This is a genomic window from Streptomyces sp. NPDC107498 (assembly GCF_055582805.1).
This window is the reverse complement of sequence record NZ_JBVJPE010000007.1, coordinates 290754-314262: the sequence shown is the minus strand read 5'-3', so window position 1 is coordinate 314262 and position 23509 is coordinate 290754. Positions and strand designations below refer to the sequence as shown.

Below are 23509 nucleotides of genomic sequence, written 5' to 3'. Positions count from 1 at the left end.
GCCCCCTACTTCTCGGGACCGGGGACGGCGGTCAGGAGGGGCTTGGGCGAGGTGGGGCCGTCGGGCGGCAGATCGACCACGGAGAGGAGGAGGACGAAGAGGAGGACTGGGGCGAGTCCGATGGCGGCGGCGACGAGGGCGCGCATGGTCGGCCTCCCGAATGTGATCTGATGGGTCGTCAGGGCGGGGGCACCGTAGCAACGCGGCCGCGAGATGAGAACACGTCGCACCCGGGTGACGCGAAGCGCCGCTCCCTCGTCCGGTGCGGACGAGGGAGCGGCGCGGAGGAACGCGGCGCGGAGGCGCGGGCGGTCAGGCCGAGGGCGAGGTGCTGGGCGTGGGGGTGGCCTCGGACGAGGGAGTGGTCCCGGGCGAGGGGGTGGTCCCGGGCGAGGTGCCGCCGGAGGGCGTCGGGTCCGGGGTCGGCTCCGGGTCCGTCGTGGCGGGGGCGGCGACCGTCAGGTCGATGAAGGTGGTGCCGCCGCCCGGCGCGGTCAGCCGCACGTAGTACGTGCCGGCCTTGTCGCCCGCGAGGAGGTCGCCGGGCGCGAGGGTGAGCAGTCCGTCCGTGCCGGTCACGAGGGTGACGGTACGGACCGTGGTGCCGTCCGCGCGCTTGAAGGACGGGCCCTCGGCGCTCTCCTCGGGGGCCGCCTTCGAGGTGACGATCACCGCGGTGACGCGCACGCCGGGGGCGAGGGCTCCCTTGTCGGTGGCCTTCACCTGGACCTTCTGGGCGAAGGAGGTGCCGGTCGTGGCCGACAGCGGGTCGCCGGCGAGCCGGGTGAGGGTGTCCGCCCGGCGCTCCGTGACGGTCGCGGTGAAGTCGGCCGCCTTCCGGGTCCGGCCCACGACGGTGGCCCGCACGGTGAAGGACCCCGTCTTCTCGCCGGCCCGGAGGGCGGGCGAGGTGGCGAGACCGGCCGATCCGGTGGTGACGGTGGCGGTGGTCCCGCCGCCGCCGAACCGGGTGTCGGTGTCCCCGGTGATCTCGAAGCGGATCTTCACGCCGGGGACCGGCTTGCCCGAGGCGTCGAGCGCCGCGACCCGGGGAAGTCCCGTGAAGGCACTGCCGGTGGTCGTGGTCGGCTTCTCGTTGGCCACGACCGCGAGTCGCGCGACCTTGGCGGCCGCCGGGAGGGCGGGCGGCGTCACCGGCGGGGTGACCGGGGGCTTGGTGGGGACGGTCGGCGGCTTGGCCGTTTCGGGACGGTTCTCCGACGGCGGCTTCGGCTTCTGGGTCCCGGGCGTCGGCGACGGGGACGGCGTCGTGGGGACGGTCGGGAGCGGAATGGTGGGCCGGAGGCGGTCGCCCCTGGTGCCGTCGTCGCTGCGCTCGCCCGGCAGCACGCCCGTGCCGTCCGGGATCTGGTGGGTGCCGCGCTCGTAGAAGGAGGCCCAGGACAGGACCGTGTTCAGGTATTCCCTCGACCGGTTGTAGCTGAGGACCGCCTGGTCGAGGTCGGCCTTGAGCGCGAGGTTGCGGTCGTTCGCGCAGAGGTAGAGGCCGGCGGCCTGCGCCGCGTCGTAGATGTTGTTCGGGTCCTTCTTGCCGTCGCTGTTGGCGTCCTGACCCCAGGTCGCCCAGGTGGACGGGATGAACTGCATCGGGCCGACGGCCCGGTCGAGCTTCGTGTCGCCGTCGTAGGCGCCGCCGTCGGTGTCGGTGATCAGGGCGAAGCCGTTGCCGTTGAGGGCGGGGCCGAGGATCGGCGGCGACGCCGTGCCGTTGGCGTCGACCCGGCCGCCGTTCGCCTGACCGGACTCGACCTTTCCGATGCCGGCGAGCAGCTGCCACGGCAGGTTGCAGCCGGGATCGGTCGAGCGTATGGAGAGCTCGGCCCGCTTGTAGGCGGAGTAGACGGACGCGGGTATGCCGGCCTCGGCGGGGCCGGTCGTCACCGGCAGGTTGGTGCTCGCCCCGGGCTGGTTCGGCGTGGTCAGCGGCGGCAGGTCCGTGTAGTACGGGGAATCGCCCGTCACGGACCCGCCTCCGGACGGCGAAGCCGTGTCACCGGCGCCGATGGCCTGGTCTCCGCCGGTGTTGTCCGTGGCCGGCGGGGCGACCTCCGGCGCCTGCGAGGCGGCGAGCGCGGCGACCGCCGCGGCCACCACCGCACCGTTGGTCGCGCCCTTGCGCAGTCGGCGGCCGATGTGCGCTGCCATATCCGTCGTCCCCTCCCCGTCGACGCGGTCCCACGCTCCCCGCGTGAGACCCCAGGCGACCCTATGCCAACTCCGAACCGTCGAACACCGGCCCCTGACCGTGTTTCACGGTTTCGTCACCTCTTGGCCTTCTGCCGACCGGACGAGTTCGGGAACCGACCGGAGCGTCCCGCCCCTCTTGCACTCCGGTCGGCCACGCACACCGGCCGCCGTCACCGTCGGAACCCTGGGGGAACTCCCGTTGCCGTTCACGCTGAGCCACGCCGCCGCCGTGCTGCCCGCGCTGCGCCGGGACGGGTCCGCGCGCGGGCCGCTGGTCGCGTCCGCCCTCGTCGCGGGGTCCTTCTCGCCCGACATGACCTACTTCGCCGCGACCGCGTTCCCCGGGGCGATGGTCCTCGGGGACGTGACCCACTCCCCCGTAGGGATCGTCACGGCCGACGTGCTGATCACCGCCGCTCTCGTGGCCCTGTGGCTGACCGTGCGCGAGCCGCTCGCCGCGCTGCTGCCCGAACGGTGGCGCGGTCGGGTGTACGGGCTCGTCCGGGGCCGCCCCTGGCGGGAGCGGCATCCGGTGGCGCTCGCCGGGTGGTTCTTCCTCTCGGCGGTCCTCGGCGCCACCACGCACGTGGTGTGGGACTCCTTCACCCACCTCGACCGCTGGGGCACCCGCGCGATCCCCTTCCTCGGCGAGGTCGTCGCCGGGTTCCCGGTCTATCTCTACGCGCAGTACGGGGGTTCGGCGCTGGCCCTCACCCTGCTCGGCTGGTGCGTGGCGCGGGCGCTGCGTTCCTCCGTTCCCGGGGCGGAGCTGCCGTCCGGGGTCCCCGTGCCGGGCCGGCGCGGCCGACTCCTCGCCGCCGGGCTGATCGGCTGCTGCGTCCTCGCGGGTGTCGCCCACCGGGTGCTGCGCTGGGCCGCGTACTGGGGCTGGGACCGGATCGAGACGCCCCTCGACGTCATCCCGACGGCCTGCTTCGGGGCCGGCGCGGGGCTCGCCGTCGGGCTCGTGCTGTACGGGACGGGGGCGCGGCTCCTCGGGTCGCCTCGGAACCGGACGGCCCCGGCCGTGCCGGAACGCCCGGGTCCTCCTCTCCCCGACCCGGCGCCTCGGCCGGAGCGCTCCCGTCAGGGATCTCGCTGATCTTCTCCGGCGGGGTGAAGCCGCGGGCCGCGGCGCCGCCGGAGAGCCTGCGGTGCACGACCAGGGCGATGCTCTCCAGGGTGCGGACGCCGTACCGCATGGTGGGGTTGTCGTGGCTCAGGAGGACGATCCGGTAGTCGACCGCGGGGCTCGCGGTGCCGGTCTCCTTGCCGGTTCGGGTGTCCTTGCCGGTGCCCGTCTTCGTGTCCGGTCCGGTGTCCGTGCTCGCGTCCCTGCCCGTGCCCGTGCTCTTTCCCGTGCCCGTGCTCGTGTGCGGGCTCGTCGGGGCCGGCAGCGGGCGGACGATGCCGACGCTGTGGACACGCCAGGCGTGGGTCGCGCGGGGCAGCCAGCCGTTCTTGAGGTGGACCTTGACCGCGCGGGGCGCGCCCGCCGTGACGCCCCAGGCCTGTGCGCGGACGACCTGTCCCATCAGGGACAGGGCCTCGCTGCGGCGTGACACCGCGGCGAGGAGGGCGAGTTGGTCGCGCGCGGTGGTGCGGGTGAGGCCCCAGTAGTTGCCCTGGCCCAGGACGGTGTCCTTGGCTCCGGCCTCCCTCAGCACTCTGTTCAGCCGGGCGCGGGACAGCCCCTCCCACAGCTCGGTGGCGGCGGTGTTGTCGGAGCGGGTGATCATCGCCTTCAGCCGCCGCGCCTCCAGCCGGGTGGGCGCCCGGCCCAGCTCCTCCGCGCGTCCGAGGACGGCCTGCATGATCAGGACCTTGGCGATGCTGGCGGAGTCGTACGCCAGGGTGTCGGCGAACCGGCAGTGCAGTCCGCGCACGGGGTCGTGGACCGCGACGGAGACCGTGCTCCCGCGGCCCTTGAGCGCCACCGCGAGGTCCTGGGACAGCCGGGCGGCGAGGACCGGTTCGCGGGACGAGGCGCAGAGTGCGGGAGCCCGGTGTGCCTCGGCGGGCCAGGACCAGGCGGTGCCCGACGCGCCGAGCAGGGCGCCGAGGAGGGCCCAGGTGGGGAGGTGGGGGCGGCGGATCATGCTCCCCAGTTTCGGGAGGCGGGGGGCTGGGGCGCCCTCTGACTGGTCCGACTGGCGCACATCCGCCGGGCGGGCTGCGCCCGGCGGGGCGGTGCGCTTCCGCCACCCGGTGGGCCCGCCCGCCGTGTGGGCCGCGCCCGGCGGGGCGGTCCCCCCGCCCACCCCCCCCGTGTAGGCAATCGTCCCGCTGGGGCGAAGGGGGTCCCCCCTGCTCGAGCGAAGCCGAGAGCTTGGGGGAGGGTGGGCCCACGGGACGGCGCCCTCCAGCGGCGCCTCCGCCTTCCGCGCCTGGACCCGCACCACGAAGTGCGCCACACCACGTGGTGCGGGTCAGGGCAACGGGAGCCTCGGGCGCCGGCAGAGGGCGCCGTTCCGTTGTGCCCACCCGTTCCGCCCCGGCGGAACGACTGCCCACAACGGGGTGGGCGGTCGCGGGTGTCAGTGGGCTGCTGCGTCCCAGTTCTGGCCTACGCCCACCGAGACGTCCAGGGGGGCGCGGAGGTCGGCGGCGGCCGACATCTGCTCGCGGACCAGGGCCTCGACCTGCTCGCGCTCGCCGGGGGCGAGTTCGAGCACGATTTCGTCGTGGACCTGGAGGAGCATCCGGGAGGCGAGGCCCGCCTCGGTGAGCGCCCGGTCGACGTTCAGCATGGCGATCTTGACGATGTCGGCGGCCGTGCCCTGGATGGGGGCGTTGAGCGCCATCCGCTCGGCGGCCTCGCGACGCTGCCGGTTGTCGCTGTTGAGGTCCGGGAGGTAGCGGCGGCGGCCCAGCATCGTCTCGGTGTATCCGGTGGCGCGGGCCTCGTCGACGACGCGGCGCAGGTAGTCCCGTACCCCGCCGAAGCGCTCGAAGTAGGTCTCCATCAGGATCCGGGCCTCGGCCGGGTCGATGGTCAGCTGCTGCGAGAGGCCGAAGGCGGAGAGGCCGTAGGCCAGACCGTACGACATGGCCTTGATCTTGCGGCGCATCTCGGCGTCGACGGCGGACCGCTCGACGCCGAAGACCTGGGAGGCGACGGTGGTGTGCAGGTCCTCGCCGGAGGTGAAGGCCTCGATGAGGCCCTCGTCCTCGGAGAGGTGGGCCATGACGCGCAGCTCGATCTGGCTGTAGTCGGCGGTCATGAGGGCCTCGAAGCCCTGGCCGACGACGAAGCCGTGCCGGATGGCCCGGCCCTCGTCCGTCCGGACCGGCACGTTCTGCAGGTTGGGGTCGGTGGAGGACAGACGGCCGGTCGCCGCGACCGTCTGGCTGAAGGTGGTGTGGATGCGGCCGTCCGCCGCGACGGTCTTGATCAGGCCCTCGACCGTCGAGCGCAGGCGCGCCTGCTCGCGGTGGCGGAGCATGATCACCGGCAGTTCGTGCTCGGTCTGGCCGGCCAGCCAGGCGAGCGCGTCGGCGTCCGTCGTGTAGCCGGTCTTGGTCTTCTTGGTCTTCGGGAGGTTCAGCTCGCCGAAGAAGACCTCCTGGAGCTGCTTGGGCGAGCCGAGGTTGAACTCGTGGCCGACGGAGGCGTGGGCCTCCTTGACTGCCTGCTGGACCGCGCCGGCGAACTGCTGCTCCATGGCCTCCAGGTGGTCGCGGTCGGCGGCGATGCCGTGCCGCTCCAGGCGGGCGAGGAGGGCGGAGGTGGGGAGCTCGACCTCGTGGAGGAGCTCGCGGGCGCCGACCTCGGGGAGCCGCTCGTCGAAGGCGGCGCCGAGGTCGAGGACGGCCCGCGCCTGGCTCATGAGGGCCTCGGCCTCGGCGGTGTCGTCGGCGCCGAAGGCGAGCTGGCCGTCGGCGGGGGCCGCCGGGGCGAGCTCGCGGCCGAGGTACTCGACGGTGAGGGCGTCGAGGGCGAAGGAGCGCCGGCCGGGCTTGACCAGGTAGGCGGCGAGGGCGGTGTCCATGGTGACGCCGGCGATGCTCCAGCCGTGCTCGGGGAAGACCCGCATGGCGCCCTTGGCGTTGTGCATGACCTTCGGCCGGTCGGGGTCGGAGATCCACGCGGCCCAGGCCTGCTCGTCGGCCTCGTCGAGCGTGCTGGGGTCGAACCAGGCGGCGGCTCCCCCGGCGGCGGCGAGGGCGACCTCGCTGACGTTCCCCGTGCCGAGGGCCCAGCTGTCGACGGTGGCGATGCCGAGGGGCTCGTCGGCGTGCTCGGCGAGCCAGGGGGCGAGCTCGCCCGCGCCGAGGACGGTGAAGTCGAGCTCCAGGCCGGCGGCGGGGGCGGGCGCGGCCTCCTCAGCGGAGCCCGGGTCGACGGCGAGGAGCCGCTCGCGCAACGAGGGGTTGCGGATCTCCAGGGTGTCGAGGACGAGGGCGACGGCCGCGCGGTCGTACGGCTCGCGGGCGAGGTCCGTGACGGTCCTCGGCAGCTCGACGTCCCGGACCATCTCGGTCAGGCGGCGGTTGAGCTTGACCGACTCCAGGTGGTCGCGGAAGTTCTGGCCGGCCTTGCCCTTGACCTCGTCGGCGCGCTCGACGAGCTCGGCGAAGGAGCCGAACTGGTTGATCCACTTGGCGGCGGTCTTCTCGCCGACGCCGGGGATGCCCGGGAGGTTGTCGGACGGGTCGCCGCGCAGGGCCGCGAAGTCGGGGTACTGCGAGGGGCTCAGGCCGTACTTCTCCTGGACCTTCTCCGGGGTGAAGCGGGTGAGCTCGGAGACGCCCTTGGTCGGGTAGAGCACGGTGGTGCGATCGGTGACGAGCTGGAAGGAGTCCCGGTCGCCGGTGACGATGAGGACCTCGAAGCCCTCGGCCTCGGCCCGGGTGGCGAGGGTGGCGATGACGTCGTCGGCCTCGAAGCCGTCGACGGCGAAGCGCGGCGCGTGCATCGCGTCGAGGAGTTCGCCGATCAGCTCGACCTGGCCCTTGAACTCGTCGGGGGTCTTCGAGCGGTTCGCCTTGTACTCCGGGAACTCCTCGGACCGCCAGGTCTGGCGGGACACGTCGAAGGCGACCGCGAAGTGCGTGGGCGCCTCGTCGCGGAGCGTGTTCGCCAGCATCGAGGCGAACCCGTAGATCGCGTTCGTCGGCTGTCCGGTCGCGGTGGTGAAGTTCTCCGCGGGCAGCGCGAAGAACGCCCGGTACGCGAGCGAGTGCCCGTCCATGAGGAGCAGGCGGGGGCGGGTGTCTGCGGGGGTCTTCGATGCTGTCTCGGCCACGGGACGATCCTGCCACGGCCCGCTGACAATCCCGTCCACAGCGGTCGGGGTGCCGGGCTGTCGGTGCCGCGTGACAGGATCGGGGACGTACGCCAGAGGATTACCGCTCAAGGGAGAGCGCGATGGTCAGCAAGCCGCCGGCCGGTGACCCGGTCCAGGACGCACCGCAGGTCACGCCGCCGCAGCACGCCGCCGCCGGCCTGCCCGCCATCGGGCACACGCTGCGGATCGCGCAGGAGCAGATGGGTCTGCGGCGGACCGCGCGGACCCTGCTCAAGGTCAACCAGAAGGACGGCTTCGACTGTCCCGGCTGCGCCTGGCCGGAGGGCGACAAGCGGCACGTGGCGGAGTTCTGCGAGAACGGCGCGAAGGCGGTCGCCGAGGAGGCGACGCTGCGCCGGGTGACGCCGGAGTTCTTCGCCGCGCACCCGGTGGCGGACCTGGCGACCCGCAGCGGGTACTGGCTGGGCCAGCAGGGCCGGATCACGCAGCCGATGCTGCTCCCGGAGGGCGGCGAGCGGTACGAGCCGGTGACCTGGGAGCGGGCCTTCGCGGTCATCGCGGAGGAGCTGCGCGCCCTGGCCTCGCCGGACGAGGCGCTCTTCTACACCTCGGGGCGGACGAGCAACGAGGCGGCGTTCCTGCTCCAGCTCTTCGCGCGCGAGTTCGGCACGAACAACCTGCCGGACTGCTCCAACATGTGCCACGAGTCCTCGGGCTCGGCGCTGACGGAGACGATCGGCATCGGCAAGGGCAGCGTGTCCCTGGAGGACCTGCACCGGGCGGACCTGATCATCGTGGCCGGGCAGAACCCGGGGACGAACCACCCGCGCATGCTCTCGGCCCTGGAGAAGGCGAAGGCCTCGGGCGCCCGGATCATCTCGGTGAACCCGCTGCCGGAGGCGGGCCTGGAGCGCTTCAAGAACCCGCAGACCCCGCAGGGCATGCTCAGGGGCGCGGCGCTCACCGATCTCTTCCTGCAGATCCGGATCGGCGGCGACCAGGCCCTCTTCCGGCTGCTCAACAAGCTGGTCCTGGAGACGGCCGGGGCGGTCGACGAGGAGTTCGTACGCGACCACACCCACGGGTACGAGGAGTTCGCGGCGGCGGCGAGGGCCGCCGACTGGGACGAGACGCTCGCCGCGACCGGTCTCGCCCGCCCCGAGATCGAGCGGGCGCTGGAGATGGTGCTCGCCTCGGAGCGCACGATCGTCTGCTGGGCGATGGGCCTCACCCAGCACAAGCACTCCGTGCCGACCATCCGCGAGGTGGTCAACCTCCTGCTGCTGCGCGGGAACATCGGCCGGCCGGGCGCGGGCGTGTGCCCGGTGCGCGGCCATTCGAACGTGCAGGGCGACCGCACGATGGGCATCTTCGAGCGCCCCGCGCCGGCCTTCCTCGACGCCCTGGACAAGGAGTTCGGGATCGTCTCGCCGCGCCACCACGGCTTCGACGTGGTGCGTTCGATCCAGGCGCTGCGCGACGGCGAGGCGAAGGTGTTCTTCGCGATGGGCGGCAACTTCGTGGGGGCGACGCCCGACACGGAGGTGACGGAGGCGGCCATGCGGAACGCGCGCCTGACCGTGCACGTCTCGACGAAGCTGAACCGCTCGCACGCGGTGACGGGCACGCGTGCGCTGATCCTGCCGACGCTCGGCCGCACCGACAGGGACACGCAGAAGAGCGGCCGGCAGGTCGTGACGGTCGAGGACTCGATGAGCCTGGTGCACGCCTCCCGGGGCAACCTGCCGCCGGCGAGCCCGCACCTGCTGTCCGAGCCGGCGATCGTGGCGCGGATGGCCCGGGCCGTCCTCGGCGACGGATCGGCCACGCCCTGGGAGGAGTTCGAGGCGGACTACGCCACGATCCGGGACCGCATCGCGCGCGTGGTGCCCGGTTTCGAGGACTTCAACGCCCGGCTCGCGGCGAATCCGGGCGGCTTCGCGCTGCCGCACGGCCCGCGCGACGAGCGCCGCTTCCCCACGAGGACCGGCAAGGCGAACTTCACGGCCGCCCCCGTCGAGTACCCGAGGGTGCCCGAGGGCCGGCTGCTGCTGCAGACGCTGCGCTCGCACGACCAGTACAACACCACGATCTACGGTCTGGACGACCGCTACCGGGGGATCAAGGGCGGCCGCCGGGTGGTCCTCGTGCACCCGGAGGACGCGGCGGCGTTCGGTCTCGCGGACGGGGCGTACACGGACCTGGTGAGCGAGTGGACGGACGGCACGGAGCGGCGGGCGCCCGGCTTCCGGGTGGTGCACTACCCGACGTCCCGGGGGTGCGCGGCCGCCTACTACCCGGAGACGAACGTGCTGGTCCCGTTGGAGTCGACGGCGGACGTCAGCAACACCCCCGCCAGCAAGTCCGTGATCGTGCGTCTGGAACAATCGCAGACCGCCTAAGCATTTGCTCAGGCACGCGCAGCAGCCGGACCACACAGATCAGCAGCCGTACGAAGACGAACGGAGCCGGGCCCATGGGTGAGCAGCAGCACGTGAAGTTCCCGCAGGAGGTCATCGACGAGTACGCGGCGCTGGGCGTCGACCTCCCGGCCCTCTTCTCGGCCGGGCACCTGGGGAACCGGATGGGTGTCCAGATCCTGGAGGCCTCGGCCGAGAAGGTCGTCGGCACCATGCCGGTCGAGGGCAACACCCAGCCGTACGGGCTGCTGCACGGCGGCGCGTCGGCGGTGCTCGCCGAGACGCTGGGCTCCATCGGCTCGATGCTGCACGGCGGGGTCTCGAAGATCGCCGTCGGCGTCGACCTCAACTGCACCCACCACCGGGGGGTGCGCAGCGGTCTGGTGACCGGCGTGGCGACCCCGGTCCACCGGGGCCGGTCGACCGCCACGTACGAGATCGTGATCACGGACGAGCAGGGCAAGCGGGTCTGCTCGGCGCGGCTGACCTGTCTGCTGCGCGAGGTCGACGCGAAGGACGCGGACAAGCTGCCGGCGGCGGGCCGGCCGTAACGGCGCCTCGCGCGGGCCATTGCGGCGGAGCGAACGGAGGGGGCGGGGCGCACGGCGCTCCGCCCCCTCCGCCGTGCCGCCCCCTCCGCCGTGCCGCCCCCTCCGGCGCTCCGCCCCCGCGTCGGCTCCGCTCCCTTCGCCGCCCCGCGCGCCCCTCACCCGCCCCGTTCCGCCCTCTTGTCGACCCTCTTGTCGCGTGGTGGGCGCAGCCGCTTCACTGGCGGCCTCCCCCACAGGAGAACACCCGATCCATTCATCCAGCGAGGGGTTCTTCGTGACAGCCGTACGCACCACCACCGCGATGACCGCCGTCACCGCCGCCTGCGCCGCCGTGATCGCCACCGCGATCCCGTCCTCGGCGATCAACTCGTACAACGCGGTCCCCGCCCCCGAGCGCACCGAGGTCGGAGCGCTCGTGGCGACCTGGGACGACGACGGCGACCCGGTGACGCCGGACCGGGTCGACTGGGTCTGTTCCGGCACCATGATCGACGCGGACACCTTCCTCACGGCCGCCCACTGCACGACGGACTGGCCGGAGAACGTGCGTTTCCACGTCTCGCTCGACCAGGACGTGCAGGCCGGCCTCGACCGGGCGGCCGCCGAGCACCCGGGCGACCCCGCCGCCGTTGCACGGAGCGTGGCCGTCGAGGGGACCGCGCACAGTCACCCCGCCTACCCCGGCCCGGCCTCCGACCCCCATGACATCTCGGTGATCGAACTGCAGGCGAAGGCCGTGAAGGGCCGCTGGTCCTTCGCTCCGGCGGCGCTGCCGAAGGCGGGCGCCCTGGCCGCGCTCGGCCCGCGGGGGCTGAACTCCACGGCGTTCCTCACGGCCGGGTACGGCACGCAGGAGGCGGAGCGCGGACCGGGCGGCCAGACCCACCCGGGCGGCGGGGTCCGCATGAAGGCGCCGGTCTCCTTCGACGCCCTCAACGACGCGTGGGTCCGGCTCGCCATGACCGCGCCCCAGGGCAACGGCGGTGCCTGTTACGGCGATTCGGGCGGCCCCAACTTCGCTACTCTGAACGGGAAGTTGACGCTCGTCGCCACCACGATCACCGGCGACACTCCCTGTTACGCCACGAACGTCACGTACCGCCTGGACACGCCCGGCGCGCGCGACTTCCTGAAGCCGTACGTCCAACTCCCGTGACGCGCCTCCGGATACGACCGGTCGGGGCCGCCCTCGCGGCGGTCCTGGCCGGGTGTGCGCTCGCCCTGTCCGCCGGCTGCGGCCGGGCCCCGGAACCACGCCCCGCACCGTCACCCGCGCCTCGGACCAGCACCCCCGCCGACGTCTGCGCGAACCTGGTCTCGTACTGGGTGAAGGAGGCGCTCAAGGGGTCGAGGTGGGCGGGGCTCGACTGGGAGCAGAAGGGGCTCTCCAACGAGCAGTACGAGATCCACGACCAGGTGCTCGCGGCGGCCCGGGCCGAGGAGCGGCGGGCGGGGCGGAAGGCCGCCGAGGCGCTGGCCGACCGGGAGTCGCGGCGGCGCTGCGAGGCGGCGAAGGGGGCGACGGGAAGCTCGGAGAACTGGCGCCCGCCCGACGAGTGGACCACCGCTCCCACGCCTTCCGGGGCCCCTCCCGGCGAATGATCCAGGCCACGGTTGCCGTAACCCTGCGTGACATTCGAGCCATTCGGGAGCGGAATGGCCGGGTCGACACCCGACCTGCCCTCCGTCCGCTGACGAATGAGGTGGTGTCCGATATCCGGAGACCCTCACGGGCCGTCCGTCAGGACCGTGATCCACTCAAGCCCCTTAGCGGAACTGGGGGTTCTCACGATGTGAACACCGCGCTACCGACCGCTGTGCCCGGGTTTGCACCCTGCATGCACACCGTCTCTGCCCGTCGGCATAACAAGACAGTCACATCCTGACCTGGGCGCTCCCCGCCGTTCCCCACCTGCGCCTAGAGTCACGGCCAGTCACCGCGCCGCCGGGCGCTTCCACTGCACGGCCCTGCTCGACCCCGTACGGCCCGGCATCGAAAACGGCACCTCTCGCTACACAGCTTCACGGCACCGCCTCAGCTTGAGGGGGCCGCGCCAGGGAAAGGATTCTTCGTGCGACACCGTTCTTTGCTCATCCTCACCAGCGTGCTCACCACGGGAGCGCTCACTCTCACCGCCTGCGGTTCGCGCGACGACAAGGGTGGCAGCGACAACAACGCGAGCGGTGGGGACGGCGTCACCGTCGTCATCGGCGTCGACGCCCCGCTGACCGGCTCCCTCTCGGCGCTCGGCCAGGGCATCAAGAACTCCGTGGACCTGGCGGTCCAGACCGCCAACAAGAACAAGGAAGTCCCCGGCGTCACCTTCAAGGTCGAGGCGCTCGACGACCAGGCCGTCCCGGCCTCCGGCCAGGCCAACGCCACCAAGCTCGTCGGCAACAAGGACGTCCTCGGCGTCGTCGGCCCGCTGAACTCCGGCGTCTCCCAGCAGATGCAGGGCGTCTTCGCCTCCGCCAAGCTGGCCCAGGTCTCCCCGGCCAACACCAACCCGGCGCTGAGCCAGGGCGACAACTGGGGCAAGGGCGACTACAAGCGCCCCTTCCCGACCTACTTCCGCACCGCCGCCACCGACGTGGTCCAGGGCAAGTTCGCCGCCCAGTACCTCTTCAAGGACGCCGGCAAGAAGAAGGTCTTCGTCGTCGACGACAAGCAGACCTACGGCGCCGGCCTCGCGGCGATCTTCTCCGACGAGTTCAAGCGCCTCGGCGGCACCGTGGTCGGCACCGACCACGTCACCGTGAAGGAGACCGACTTCTCCTCCACCGCCGACAAGGTCAAGTCCTCCGGCGCCGACTCCGTCTACTTCGGCGGCCAATACCCCGAGGGCGGTCTGCTCTCCGACCAGATCAAGAAGACCGGCGCCAAGATCCCCGTCATGGGCGGCGACGGCATCTACGACCCGGCCTTCATCAGCGCCTCCGCCGAGGCCAACGACGGTGACCTCGCCACCTCGATCGGCTACCCCGTCGAGAAGCTCCCCACCGCCAAGAAGTTCATCGCGGACTACAACGCGGGCGGCTACAAGGACCCGTACGCGGCCTACGGCGGCTACTCCTACGACGCCGGCTGGGCCGTCATCCAGGCCGTGAAGGCCGTCGTCGCCGCCAACAACGGCAAGGTCCCGTCCGACGCCCGCGCCAAGGTCACCGAGGCCCTGGGCAAGGTCTCCTTCGACGGTGTGACCGGCAAGGTCTCCTTCGACGAGTTCGGCGACACCACCAACAAGCAGCTCACGGTCTACAAGGTCGAGGGCGGCAAGTGGGTCGACGTCAAGAGCGACACCTTCAACCAGTAATCACCGGCGTCACCCGCATCACCGGCATCACCGGCACCCGCGAGGGAGCCCGCTCCACCTGAACCAACCCGCGCGAGGGCGCAAACAGCGCCCTCGCGCGGAGTCTTATCCGACAAGCTCATCGGAGGCCTGCGGTGCACGAACTGCCGCAACAGCTGGCCAACGGCCTGGCCCTCGGTGCCCTCTATGGCCTCATCGCCATCGGGTACACCATGGTCTACGGCATCGTCCAGCTCATCAACTTCGCCCACGGCGAGATCTTCATGATCGGGGGCTTCGGCGCCCTCACCACCTACAGCGCTCTGCCGAGCGGCACGTCCCTGCTGGTGGCGATACCGCTCATGATCGTCGGTGGCGCGATAGCCTCCGTGGCCGTCGCCACCGCCGCCGAGCGGTTCGCCTACCGCCCGCTGCGCAACGCGCCCCGACTGGCCCCGCTCATCACGGCGATCGGTCTGTCCATCGCGCTCCAGCAGCTGGTCTGGCAGTTCTACCCGGACGCCAAGAAGGCGGTGAGCTTCCCCGAGTTCCAGGGGGAGGCCTTCCGGATCACCGGGAACCTCTCGATCCAGCGCGCCGACGCCTTCGTGCTCGTCCTCGCCCCGCTGTGCATGCTCGCCCTCGGCCTCTTCGTCTCCAAGAGCCGCAGCGGCCGCGCCATGCAGGCCACCGCGCAGGACCCGGACACCGCGAAGCTGATGGGCATCAACACGGACCGCATCATCGTCATGGCCTTCGCCATCGGTGCCGCGTTCGCCGCCGTCGCCGCCGTCGCCTACGGCGTCGACAAGGGTCAGATCAACTTCGAGATGGGCTTCATCCTCGGTCTCAAGGCCTTCACCGCGGCCGTCCTCGGCGGCATCGGCAACATCTACGGCGCCATGGTCGGCGGCGTCGTCCTCGGCATCGCCGAGTCCCTCTCGATCGCCTACATCGAGGACATCCCCGGCATGCAGCAGCTCGGCGGCGGTGCCTGGTCCAACGTGTGGGCCTTCGTCCTCCTCATCCTCGTGCTCCTCGTACGGCCCCAGGGCCTGCTGGGCGAGCGCGTCGCGGACAGGGCGTGAGCACCATGACCGAGAACCAGACCAAGACCTCCAGCGCGCCGAAGCCGGCCGCCCTGCTCTGGACGGTCGTCGCCGGCAGCGTCGTCACCGTCGTGAGCGCCTTCCTCGCGTGGACGTGGACCACCGCCTTCCCCGGCAACCTCACGATCTACGGCAACCCCGCCCCGCTCCAGCTCCTCACGCTGGTCGGCGCGGTCCTCACCGGCCTGTTCGCGCTCTCCGCCCTCGGGGTGAAGGGCCTCGGCTGGCTGACGCCGACCGGCGCCCGCAAGGCCGTGTGGATCCTCGCCCTCGGCACCTTCGCCACCACCCTCTTCACCGCGATCTCGATCGTCGTGGAGCTGGGCGCCCTGGTGGACCTGGAGCCCGGCGCCGGCGTCGCCGTCCTCGCCTCGGCCGCCCCGGCCGTCGCCGCGTACCTGCTGCCCGACGACACCCGCAAGGCCGCCCCCGCCAAGCAGCTGCCGTCCTGGGCCGAGATCCTGATCATCGTCGCGGTCTTCGCCCTCGGCCTGTACGTCGTCACCTTCGGCATCGACACCGACGACTCGGAGCCGCAGCTCTTCATCGCGTACCTGATCCTCGTCGCCTTCTCCGCCACCGCGCTGGTCAAGTCCGGGCTGACCCGGCGACTCTCCGCGATCACCGCGCGGAACCGGCAGGTGACGGTCACGGCCGCCATCGTCATGGCGATCGCCTTCCCGTTCCTCCAGCAGAGCGGCGACACGTACACGCTGATCGCGGTCAACATCCTGATCTTCGCGACCGTCGCCCTCGGCCTGAACATCGTCGTCGGCCTCGCCGGCCTCCTCGACCTCGGTTACGTCGCCTTCCTCGGCGTCGGCGCGTACACCGCGGCCCTCGTCTCCGGCGCCACCTCCTCCGCCTTCGGCGTCCAGTTCCCCTTCTGGGCGGCGGCGCTGACCGGCATGGCGGCCTCCCTGGTCTTCGGCGTCGTCATCGGCGCGCCGACCCTGCGGCTGCGCGGCGACTACCTCGCCATCGTGACCCTCGGCTTCGGTGAGATCTTCCGCATCGCCATGGGCAACCTCGACGGCACCTCGGGCCCGCAGATCACCAACGGCCCGAACGGCATCCCGAACATCCCTCAGCTGGAGTTCTTCGGGTACAACTTCGGCGAGTCGCACACCGTCCTCGGCATCGAGCTCGGCGCCTACGCCAACTACTACCTGCTCATGATCCTCGTCATGGCGCTGGTCGTGGTCGTCTTCTCCCGCGCCGGCAACAGCCGCATCGGCCGCGCCTGGGTCGCCATCCGCGAGGACGAGACCGCCGCCACCGCGATGGGCATCAACGGCTTCCGGGTCAAGCTGGTCGCCTTCGCCCTCGGCGCGTCCCTGGCCGGCCTCGCGGGCACGGTGCAGGCGCACGTCAACACCACGGTGGTCCCGGAGAACTACGTCTTCGCCGGTCCTGTCCCGCCGAACTCCGCGTTCCTCCTCGCGGCCGTCATCCTCGGCGGCATGGGCACCATCACCGGCCCGATCGTCGGCTCCGCGCTCCTCTTCCTGATCCCGGCCAAGCTGTCCTTCCTCCAGGACTACCAGCTGCTCGGCTTCGGCATCGCCCTGATCCTGCTCATGCGCTTCCGTCCCGAGGGCCTCATCGCCAACAAGCGGGCGCAGCTGGAATTCCACGAGAACGACGACGACCAGCAGGTCGTGCCGGAGCAGCGCCAGTCCGAGGACGCGGGCGTCGGCACGGCGAAGGCAGGGGCGTGAAAGCCATGACGACCACCACCACGGAAACCGCCACCGGCACCGTCACGGCCGCGCCGGTCCTGGAAGCCAGCGGCGTCACCATGCGCTTCGGCGGTCTGACCGCCGTGCGCGGGGTCGACCTGACCGTCCGCGAGGGCGAGATCGTCGGCCTGATCGGCCCGAACGGCGCCGGCAAGACCACCTTCTTCAACTGCCTGACCGGTCTGTACGTCCCGACCGAGGGCCAGGTCAGCTACAAGGGGACGGTCCTGCCGCCGAAGCCGCACCTGGTGACCCAGGCCGGCATCGCCCGTACCTTCCAGAACATCCGCCTCTTCTCCAACATGACGGTCCTGGAGAACGTCCTCGTCGGACGGCACACCCGGACCAAGGAGGGCCTGTGGTCGGCGCTGCTGCGCGGCCCCGGCTTCAAGAAGGCGGAGGCCGCCTCGCGCGAGCGGGCCATGGAGCTCCTGGAGTTCGTGGGCCTGGCGAGCAAGGCGGAGCACCTGGCGCGCAACCTGCCGTACGGCGAGCAGCGCAAGCTGGAGATCGCCCGCGCGCTCGCCAGCGAGCCGGGCCTGCTGCTGCTCGACGAGCCGACGGCCGGCATGAACCAGAGCGAGACCCGCACCACCGAGGAGCTCGTCTTCGCGATCCGCGACCGCGGCATCGCGGTCCTGGTCATCGAGCACGACATGAAGTTCATCTTCAAGCTGTGCGACCGGGTGGCCGTCCTCGTCCAGGGCGAGAAGCTCGTCGAGGGCACGGCCGAGGTCGTCCAGGGCGACGAGCGCGTCGTGGCCGCGTACCTGGGCACGCCGTACGAGGACGCGCCCGGCGCGGAGGAGGCGGCCGAGGTCGAGGCCGCGGAGCAGGCGGCCACGCAGGCGGCCGGGGTCGAGGCCGCGGACGAGTCCGCCGAAGAGGCCGCCGAAGAGGCCGCCGAGGTCGAGGCGGAGACCGCCGGGACCGCGGACGAGCCCGCCGACGAGGCCCCCGCCGCGGAAGCCGACGAGGCCCCCGCGGCTCCCGCCGACGACACCCCCGCCGACGCGGCTCCGGCCGCCGACGCGGACAGCACCACCGAAGGAGACTCCAAGTGACCGCGCTTCTGGAGGTCGAGGACCTCAGGGTCGCCTACGGCAAGATCGAGGCCGTCAAGGGCATCTCCTTCTCCGTCGAGGCCGGCCAGGTCGTCGCCCTGATCGGCACCAACGGCGCCGGCAAGACCACGACCCTGCGGACCCTCTCCGGCCTGCTCAAGCCCACCTCGGGCAGGATCTCCTTCGACGGCCAGGCGCTCAACGGCATCCCGGCCCACAAGGTGGTGTCGCTGGGCCTCGCGCACTCCCCCGAGGGCCGGCACATCTTCCCCCGGCTCACCATCGAGGAGAACCTCCGGCTCGGCGCCTTCCTCCGCAAGGACAAGGACGGGATCGAGAAGGACATCCAGAAGTCCTACGACCTCTTCCCGATCCTGGGCGAGCGCCGCAAGCAGGCCGCGGGCACCCTCTCCGGCGGTGAGCAGCAGATGCTGGCGATGGGCAGGGCGCTGATGTCCCGGCCCAAGCTGCTGATGCTGGACGAGCCCTCGATGGGCCTCTCCCCGATCATGATGCAGAAGATCATGGAGACCATCGCGACGCTGAAGTCCGAGGGCATGACGATCCTGCTCATCGAGCAGAACGCGCAGGCCGCGCTCTCCCTCGCGGACCACGGGTACGTCCTGGAGGTCGGCACGATGAAGCTGTCCGGCACCGGCCGGGACCTGCTCGTGAACGACGACGTCCGCAAGACGTACCTCGGCGAGGAGTAGCACCACCCGTCACGGGTACGAGGAGGCCCGCCCCGCATCGCGCGGGGCGGGCCTCCTCTCGTGCACGTGCCGGGCCGCTACTGGCCCTTGGCCGCCTTCTTCTCCTCGGCGTCCTCGATGACGGCCTCGGCGACCTGCTGCATCGACATGCGGCGGTCCATCGAGGTCTTCTGGATCCAGCGGAACGCGGCCGGCTCCGTCAGGCCGTACTGGGTCTGCAGGACCGACTTGGCGCGGTCGACGAGCTTGCGGGTCTCCAGGCGCTGGGAGAGGTCGGCGACCTCCTGCTCCAGGGCGCGGAGCTCGGCGAAGCGGGAGACGGCCATCTCGATGGCCGGCACCACGTCGCTCTTGCTGAAGGGCTTCACCAGGTACGCCATGGCACCGGCGTCCCGGGCCCGCTCGACGAGCTCGCGCTGCGAGAAGGCGGTGAGCATGAGGACCGGGGCGATGGACTCGCCGGCGATCTTCTCGGCGGCGGAGATCCCGTCGAGGACGGGCATCTTCACGTCGAGGATGACGAGGTCGGGGCGGTGCTCACGGGCGAGTTCGACGGCCGTGGCGCCGTCCCCGGCCTCGCCGACGACCGTGTAGCCCTCTTCCTCCAGCATCTCTTTGAGGTCGAGGCGGATGAGGGCCTCGTCCTCGGCGATGACGACGCGGGTCGTCAGCGGCGGGACGTGCGACGACTCGGCGTCGTCGGCGGGCTGGGGCGACTCGGGGGCGGTCACGCGGGCTCCTCGTTCGATGGCCTCGTTCCGAGGCGGATACAGCTCCCCATGAGCCTACCCACCTCCTGTAAGGTAGGGACACGGCGGGTGATCACCGACCTTCGTTTCGAAGGATGCCCCGGTAGCCCAGCGGAAGAGGCAGTGGTCTCAAACACCATACAGCGTGGGTTCGAATCCCACCCGGGGCACTTTACCTTTGATTCCAAGGTATGAGACGAACGGGGTGATCGCGGTCCGCCCCCTCGACGCCCCCTAGGTCAGCGGCTCACCGATGTGATGCACCCGCACCAGGTTCGTGGAGCCCGCGACGCCCGGCGGGGAACCGGCCGTGATGACCACGATGTCGCCCGGCCGGCAGCGGCCGATCCGCAGCAGCTCCTCGTCGACCTGCGCCACCATCGCGTCCGTGGAGTCCACGGACGGCCCGAGGAAAGTCTCGACGCCCCAGGTGAGGTTGAGCCGGGAGCGGGTCGCCGGGTCCGGGGTGAAGGCGAGCAGCGGGATCGGCGAGCGGTAGCGGGAGAGCCGCCTGACCGTGTCGCCGGACTGGGTGAAGGCCACGAGGAACCTGGCGCCCAGGAAGTCGCCCATCTCGGCGGCCGCGCGGGCCACGGCGCCGCCCTGGGTGCGGGGCTTGTTCCGGTCGGTCAGCGGGGGCAGGCCCTTGGCGAGGACGTCCTCCTCCGCGGCCTCGACGATCCGGCTCATGGTGCGGACCGTCTCGATCGGGTGGCGGCCGACGCTGGTCTCGCCGGAGAGCATCACGGCGTCGGTGCCGTCGATGACCGCGTTCGCCACGTCGCTCGCCTCGGCGCGCGTGGGGCGGGAGTTGTCGATCATCGAGTCGAGCATCTGGGTGGCGACGATGACCGGCTTGGCGTTGCGCTTGGCCAGCTTCACCGCGCGCTTCTGGACGATCGGCACCTGTTCGAGCGGCATCTCGACGCCCAGGTCGCCGCGGGCGACCATGATGCCGTCGAAGGCGGCGACGATCTCCTCGATGTTCTCGACGGCCTGCGGCTTCTCGATCTTGGCGATGACGGGGAGCCGGCGGCCCTCCTCGTCCATGATCCGGTGCACGTCCTCGATGTCCCGGGCGTTGCGCACGAAGGAGAGGGCGATGACGTCGGCACCGGTGCGCAGCGCCCAGCGCAGGTCCTCGACGTCCTTGTCGGAGAGGGCCGGGACCGAGACGGCGACGCCGGGCAGGTTGAGGCCCTTGTGGTCGGAGACCATGCCGCCCTCGATCACGCGGGTGTGCACGCGGGGGCCGTCGACGGAGGTGACCTCCAGGGTGACCCGGCCGTCGTCGACGAGGACGAGCTCACCCGCGGTCACGTCCTCGGCGAGGCCGGAGTAGGTCGTGCCGCAGTGGTGCCGGTCGCCCTCCACCGGCTCGACGGTGATGGTGAACTCGTCGCCGCGTTCAAGGAGTACGGGCCCCTCGCGGAAGCGGCCGAGGCGGATCTTCGGGCCTTGAAGGTCGGCCAGGACGCCGACGCTGCGGCCGGTCTCGTCGGAGGCCTCACGAACGTGCTGGTAGCGCTTCTCGTGATCGGCGTAGCTGCCGTGGCTGAGGTTGAAGCGGGCCACGTCCATTCCGGCCTCGATCAACGCCTTGATCTGGTCGTATGTTTCGGTGGCGGGCCCAAGGGTACAAACGATTTTCGCTCGGCGCATGGGTCGAGCCTAGGGCCTACCCACCAGTAGGAAATTGGCTCGCCATGACTACTCAACAACCTTTCCGTGAAAGGTTGTTGACAAGTCTTGAATCTGTGCGCCGGGGTGCTCCGATGAGCGGGTGACGGACCGAAAGGCCGTTCGTCTCAGAGTGCGGGCGACGCCATCGTGAAGCGCGCCGCGACCTCCGCCGTGACCGTCTGCCGCTGCGGTTCGAGGTCCAGCGGAGCGGGGGCTTCCACCGCCTCGGCGGCGAAGGCCATGCGCATCCCGCCGGCCGGCGCGGGCATGCCCGGCACGAGTCCCGTGTCGGAGAGTTCGAGCAGCGCCACGAGGGAGGTGCCGAGCGCCTCCGCGTACTCGCGCGCCCGCCGCACCGCCTCCCCCACCGCCCGTCGGCGGGCCTCCGCGTGGGCCGGGGAGTCCGGGCGCAGCGACCACCACGGGCCGTCCACCCGGGTCCACTCCAGATCGGCGAGGCGCGTGCTCAGCTCGCCGAGCGCGGTGAAGTCGGTGAGCTCGGCCGTCAGGTGCACCCAGCCCTGGTGTGCGCGCACCCGCTCGCCGCGGCCGCGGCCGGCCGGTTCGGGCGTGACGGACAGGGCACCGGTCTCCAGCGCGGCGACGTCCTCGCCGTACGACCTGATCAGCGCGATCGCCTCGGCGTTGCGCGCCGTCAGGGCGGCCAGGACCTCGGCCCGGTCGGTGCCCCTGGCCCGTACCGACACGCCGATACGGGCGAGCTCCGGCTCCACTTCCAGACGGCCCTCGCCACGGACCGTCACCTGGGGTGCCTCGGGGGTGGGATGCGGCTGTGTCATACCGAACACTTTCCCACTCCGTAACCCGAAAGGCCTGTTGCCGACGTGCGGTCTGAGCCAGAATCTACGCGCGTTGTGCGCCATGGTCGGCGCCGGCGCCACAGAACCAAAGGGGAGAACACACATGCCGCTGAACCGCAGGACGTTCCTGGAGCGCTCGGCCGCCGCCGGGGCCGGAGTGGCCGTCGCCGGAGCCGTCGCCGTGCCCGCCGAGGCCGCCGGCCCCGGCCGCCCGCGTCCGCAGAAGCGGTACTCCTTCACCGTGATGGGCACCACCGACCTGCACGGCAACGTCTTCAACTGGGACTACTTCACGGACAAGGAGTTCGACGACAAGGCGCACAACGACGTCGGCCTCGCCAAGATCTCCACCCTGGTCGACCAGGTCCGCACCGCGAAGGGCCGCCGCAACACCCTGCTCATCGACGCCGGCGACACCATCCAGGGCACCCAGCTGTCCTACTACTACGCCAAGGTCGACCCGATCACCGCCCACCACGGCCCCGTCCACCCCATGGCCCAGGCCATGAACGCCATCGGCTACGACGCCGCCGCGCTCGGCAACCACGAGTTCAACTACGGCATCCCGGTGCTGCGGAAGTTCGAGGAGCAGTGCGACTTCCCGCTGCTCGGCGCCAACGCGCTCGACGCCAAGTCCCTGCGCCCGGCCTTCGCCCCGTACAGCATGCACCGCCTGTGCACCCCGCACGGCAAGGACGTCAAGGTCGCGGTGCTCGGCCTGACCAACCCGGGCATCGCCATCTGGGACAAGGCGAACGTCACCGGGAAGATGGTCTTCCCCGGCCTGGAGGAGCAGGCCGCGAAGTGGGTGCCGAAGCTGCGCTCCATGGGCGCCGACGTCGTGGTCGTCTCCGCCCACTCCGGTTCCTCCGGCACCTCCTCGTACGGTGACCAGCTCCCGTACGTCGAGAACGCCGCCGCGCTCGTCGCCGAGCAGGTCCCCGGCATCGACGCGATCCTCGTGGGCCACGCGCACACCGAGATCCCCGAGTACAGGGTCACGAACAAGGCGACCGGCAAGGACGTGGTCCTGTCCGAGCCGCTGAAGTGGGGCCAGCGCCTCACCCTCTTCGACTTCGACCTGGTGTGGGAGAAGGGCCGCTGGGTGGTCGAGAAGGTCGGCGCGCAGGTCCTCGACTCCAACACGGTCGCCGAGGACCCGGAGATCACCGGGCTCCTCGCCGACGAGCACGAGAAGGTCGTCGCGTACGTCAACCAGGTCATCGGCACCTCCACGGCGGCCATGACGACGGCCGACGCGCCCTGGAAGGACGAGCCGATCATCGACCTGATCAACGTCGTCCAGGCCGAGACGGTGAAGGCGGCCCTCGCGGGCGGCGCGCACGCCGGTCTGCCCGTGCTCTCGCAGGCCTCCTGCTTCTCGCGCACGGCCCGGATCCCCGCCGGCCGGATCAGCATCAAGGACGCCGCCGGTCTCTACCCCTTCGAGAACACCCTGGAGGCCCGTCTGCTGACGGGCGCCCAGCTGAAGGACTACCTGGAGTACTCGGCGAGGTACTACGTCCGGACCCCGGCGGACGCCCCCGTCGACACCGCGAAGCTCACCAACGCGGACAACACCCCGGACTACAACTACGACGCCGTGTCGGGCCTGACGTACGACATCGACATCGCGAAGCCGGTCGGGCAGCGGATCGCGAACCTGTCCTTCGAGGGCAAGCCGCTCGATCCCGCGGCGAAGTTCGTCCTCGCGGTCAACAACTACCGCGCCAGCGGCGGCGGTGCCTTCCCGCACGTCGCCCAGGCCGAGCAGCTGTGGGCGAACTCGGACGAGATCCGCAACACCATCATCCAGTGGGTGAAGGCCAAGGGGACCGTCGACCCGGGCCTCTTCGCGTCGGTGGACTGGAAGCTGACCCGGGACGGCGTGCCGGTCTTCTAGC

The 23509-nt window shown here is 71.5% G+C and carries 17 protein-coding genes, 1 tRNA gene and 1 pseudogene; 12 read left to right on the top strand and 7 right to left on the bottom strand.

What is annotated here, in order from left to right:
- Positions 1-5: 5 nt before the first annotated feature.
- A complete protein-coding gene (locus ACZ66Z_RS15740; protein ID WP_469934524.1) occupies positions 6-146 on the bottom strand; it encodes an SPW_0924 family protein in 141 nt (46 codons plus the stop codon).
- Positions 147-312: 166 nt separating this feature from the next.
- The gene (locus tag ACZ66Z_RS15735; RefSeq protein ID WP_469934523.1) at positions 313-2166 is read right to left on the bottom strand and encodes a lytic transglycosylase domain-containing protein; all 1854 of its coding nucleotides are present in this window, start codon (positions 2164-2166) and stop codon (positions 313-315) included.
- A gap of 241 nt (positions 2167-2407) precedes the next feature.
- Between ACZ66Z_RS15735 and ACZ66Z_RS15730 the strand changes: the two genes are divergently transcribed.
- Positions 2408-3310, top strand: a complete 903-nt coding sequence (locus tag ACZ66Z_RS15730) for a DUF4184 family protein (protein ID WP_469934522.1) — start codon at positions 2408-2410, stop codon at positions 3308-3310.
- A 310-nt stretch (positions 3311-3620) separates the two neighbouring features.
- Here the strand turns inward: ACZ66Z_RS15730 and ACZ66Z_RS15725 are convergent.
- Positions 3621-3947: pseudogene (locus ACZ66Z_RS15725) on the bottom strand (serine hydrolase); the annotation flags it as partial.
- Between the two features lie 798 nt (positions 3948-4745).
- Positions 4746-7457: a DNA polymerase I gene (gene polA / locus ACZ66Z_RS15720; protein ID WP_469934521.1), complete on the bottom strand. Its 2712-nt coding sequence runs from the start codon at positions 7455-7457 to the stop codon at positions 4746-4748.
- Positions 7458-7579: 122 nt separating this feature from the next.
- Here polA and ACZ66Z_RS15715 point away from each other — a divergent pair, with 122 nt between their 5' ends.
- From ACZ66Z_RS15715 to ACZ66Z_RS15675, 9 genes are all read left to right on the top strand, one after another.
- Positions 7580-9862 carry an FdhF/YdeP family oxidoreductase gene (locus tag ACZ66Z_RS15715; RefSeq protein WP_469934520.1) on the top strand — a complete coding sequence of 761 codons (2283 nt, stop codon included), beginning with the start codon at positions 7580-7582 and terminating at the stop codon, positions 9860-9862.
- Between the two features lie 74 nt (positions 9863-9936).
- A complete protein-coding gene (locus tag ACZ66Z_RS15710) occupies positions 9937-10431 on the top strand; it encodes a hotdog fold thioesterase (RefSeq protein WP_469934519.1) in 495 nt (164 codons plus the stop codon).
- Positions 10432-10705: 274 nt separating this feature from the next.
- Positions 10706-11587: a trypsin-like serine protease gene (locus ACZ66Z_RS15705; RefSeq protein WP_469934518.1), complete on the top strand. Its 882-nt coding sequence runs from the start codon at positions 10706-10708 to the stop codon at positions 11585-11587.
- Positions 11584-12033 (top strand): hypothetical protein, encoded by a 450-nt coding sequence (locus ACZ66Z_RS15700; protein ID WP_469934517.1) that lies wholly within the window; start codon positions 11584-11586, stop codon positions 12031-12033. The genes ACZ66Z_RS15705 and ACZ66Z_RS15700 overlap by 4 nt, the downstream gene beginning before the upstream one ends.
- Before the next feature lie 470 nt (positions 12034-12503).
- Entirely contained in the window at positions 12504-13745 is a 1242-nt protein-coding gene (locus ACZ66Z_RS15695; protein WP_469934516.1) for a branched-chain amino acid ABC transporter substrate-binding protein, read from the top strand.
- Positions 13746-13879: 134 nt separating this feature from the next.
- Entirely contained in the window at positions 13880-14812 is a 933-nt protein-coding gene (locus tag ACZ66Z_RS15690) for a branched-chain amino acid ABC transporter permease (RefSeq protein WP_469934515.1), read from the top strand.
- Positions 14809-16554 (top strand): branched-chain amino acid ABC transporter permease, encoded by a 1746-nt coding sequence (locus tag ACZ66Z_RS15685; protein WP_469934514.1) that lies wholly within the window; start codon positions 14809-14811, stop codon positions 16552-16554. The genes ACZ66Z_RS15690 and ACZ66Z_RS15685 overlap by 4 nt, the downstream gene beginning before the upstream one ends.
- A gap of 5 nt (positions 16555-16559) precedes the next feature.
- On the top strand, positions 16560-17639 hold the full coding sequence (locus tag ACZ66Z_RS15680) for an ABC transporter ATP-binding protein (protein WP_469934513.1): 1080 nt from the start codon (positions 16560-16562) through the stop codon (positions 17637-17639).
- On the top strand, positions 17636-18352 hold the full coding sequence (locus ACZ66Z_RS15675; RefSeq protein ID WP_469934512.1) for an ABC transporter ATP-binding protein: 717 nt from the start codon (positions 17636-17638) through the stop codon (positions 18350-18352). The genes ACZ66Z_RS15680 and ACZ66Z_RS15675 overlap by 4 nt, the downstream gene beginning before the upstream one ends.
- A gap of 77 nt (positions 18353-18429) precedes the next feature.
- Here ACZ66Z_RS15675 and ACZ66Z_RS15670 read toward each other — a convergent pair whose 3' ends face one another.
- Complete coding sequence (locus ACZ66Z_RS15670) at positions 18430-19083, bottom strand: ANTAR domain-containing response regulator (RefSeq protein WP_469934511.1); 654 nt, start codon at positions 19081-19083, stop codon at positions 18430-18432.
- Positions 19084-19198: 115 nt separating this feature from the next.
- Here ACZ66Z_RS15670 and ACZ66Z_RS15665 point away from each other — a divergent pair.
- A tRNA-Leu gene (locus ACZ66Z_RS15665) sits at positions 19199-19271 on the top strand.
- Between the two features lie 64 nt (positions 19272-19335).
- On the opposite strand, the gene pyk is transcribed toward ACZ66Z_RS15665, so the two are convergent.
- Together pyk and ACZ66Z_RS15655 are read right to left on the bottom strand one after the other, a co-directional pair.
- Entirely contained in the window at positions 19336-20763 is a 1428-nt protein-coding gene (pyk, locus tag ACZ66Z_RS15660; RefSeq protein ID WP_469934510.1) for a pyruvate kinase, read from the bottom strand.
- 146 nt (positions 20764-20909) lie between these two features.
- Positions 20910-21584 carry an SIMPL domain-containing protein gene (locus ACZ66Z_RS15655; protein ID WP_469934509.1) on the bottom strand — a complete coding sequence of 225 codons (675 nt, stop codon included), beginning with the start codon at positions 21582-21584 and terminating at the stop codon, positions 20910-20912.
- A 124-nt stretch (positions 21585-21708) separates the two neighbouring features.
- On the opposite strand from ACZ66Z_RS15655, the gene ACZ66Z_RS15650 reads away from it, so the two are divergent.
- Positions 21709-23508, top strand: coding sequence for a bifunctional metallophosphatase/5'-nucleotidase (locus ACZ66Z_RS15650; RefSeq protein ID WP_469934508.1), 1800 nt, complete (start codon positions 21709-21711; stop codon positions 23506-23508).
- Position 23509: the final 1 nt, after the last annotated feature.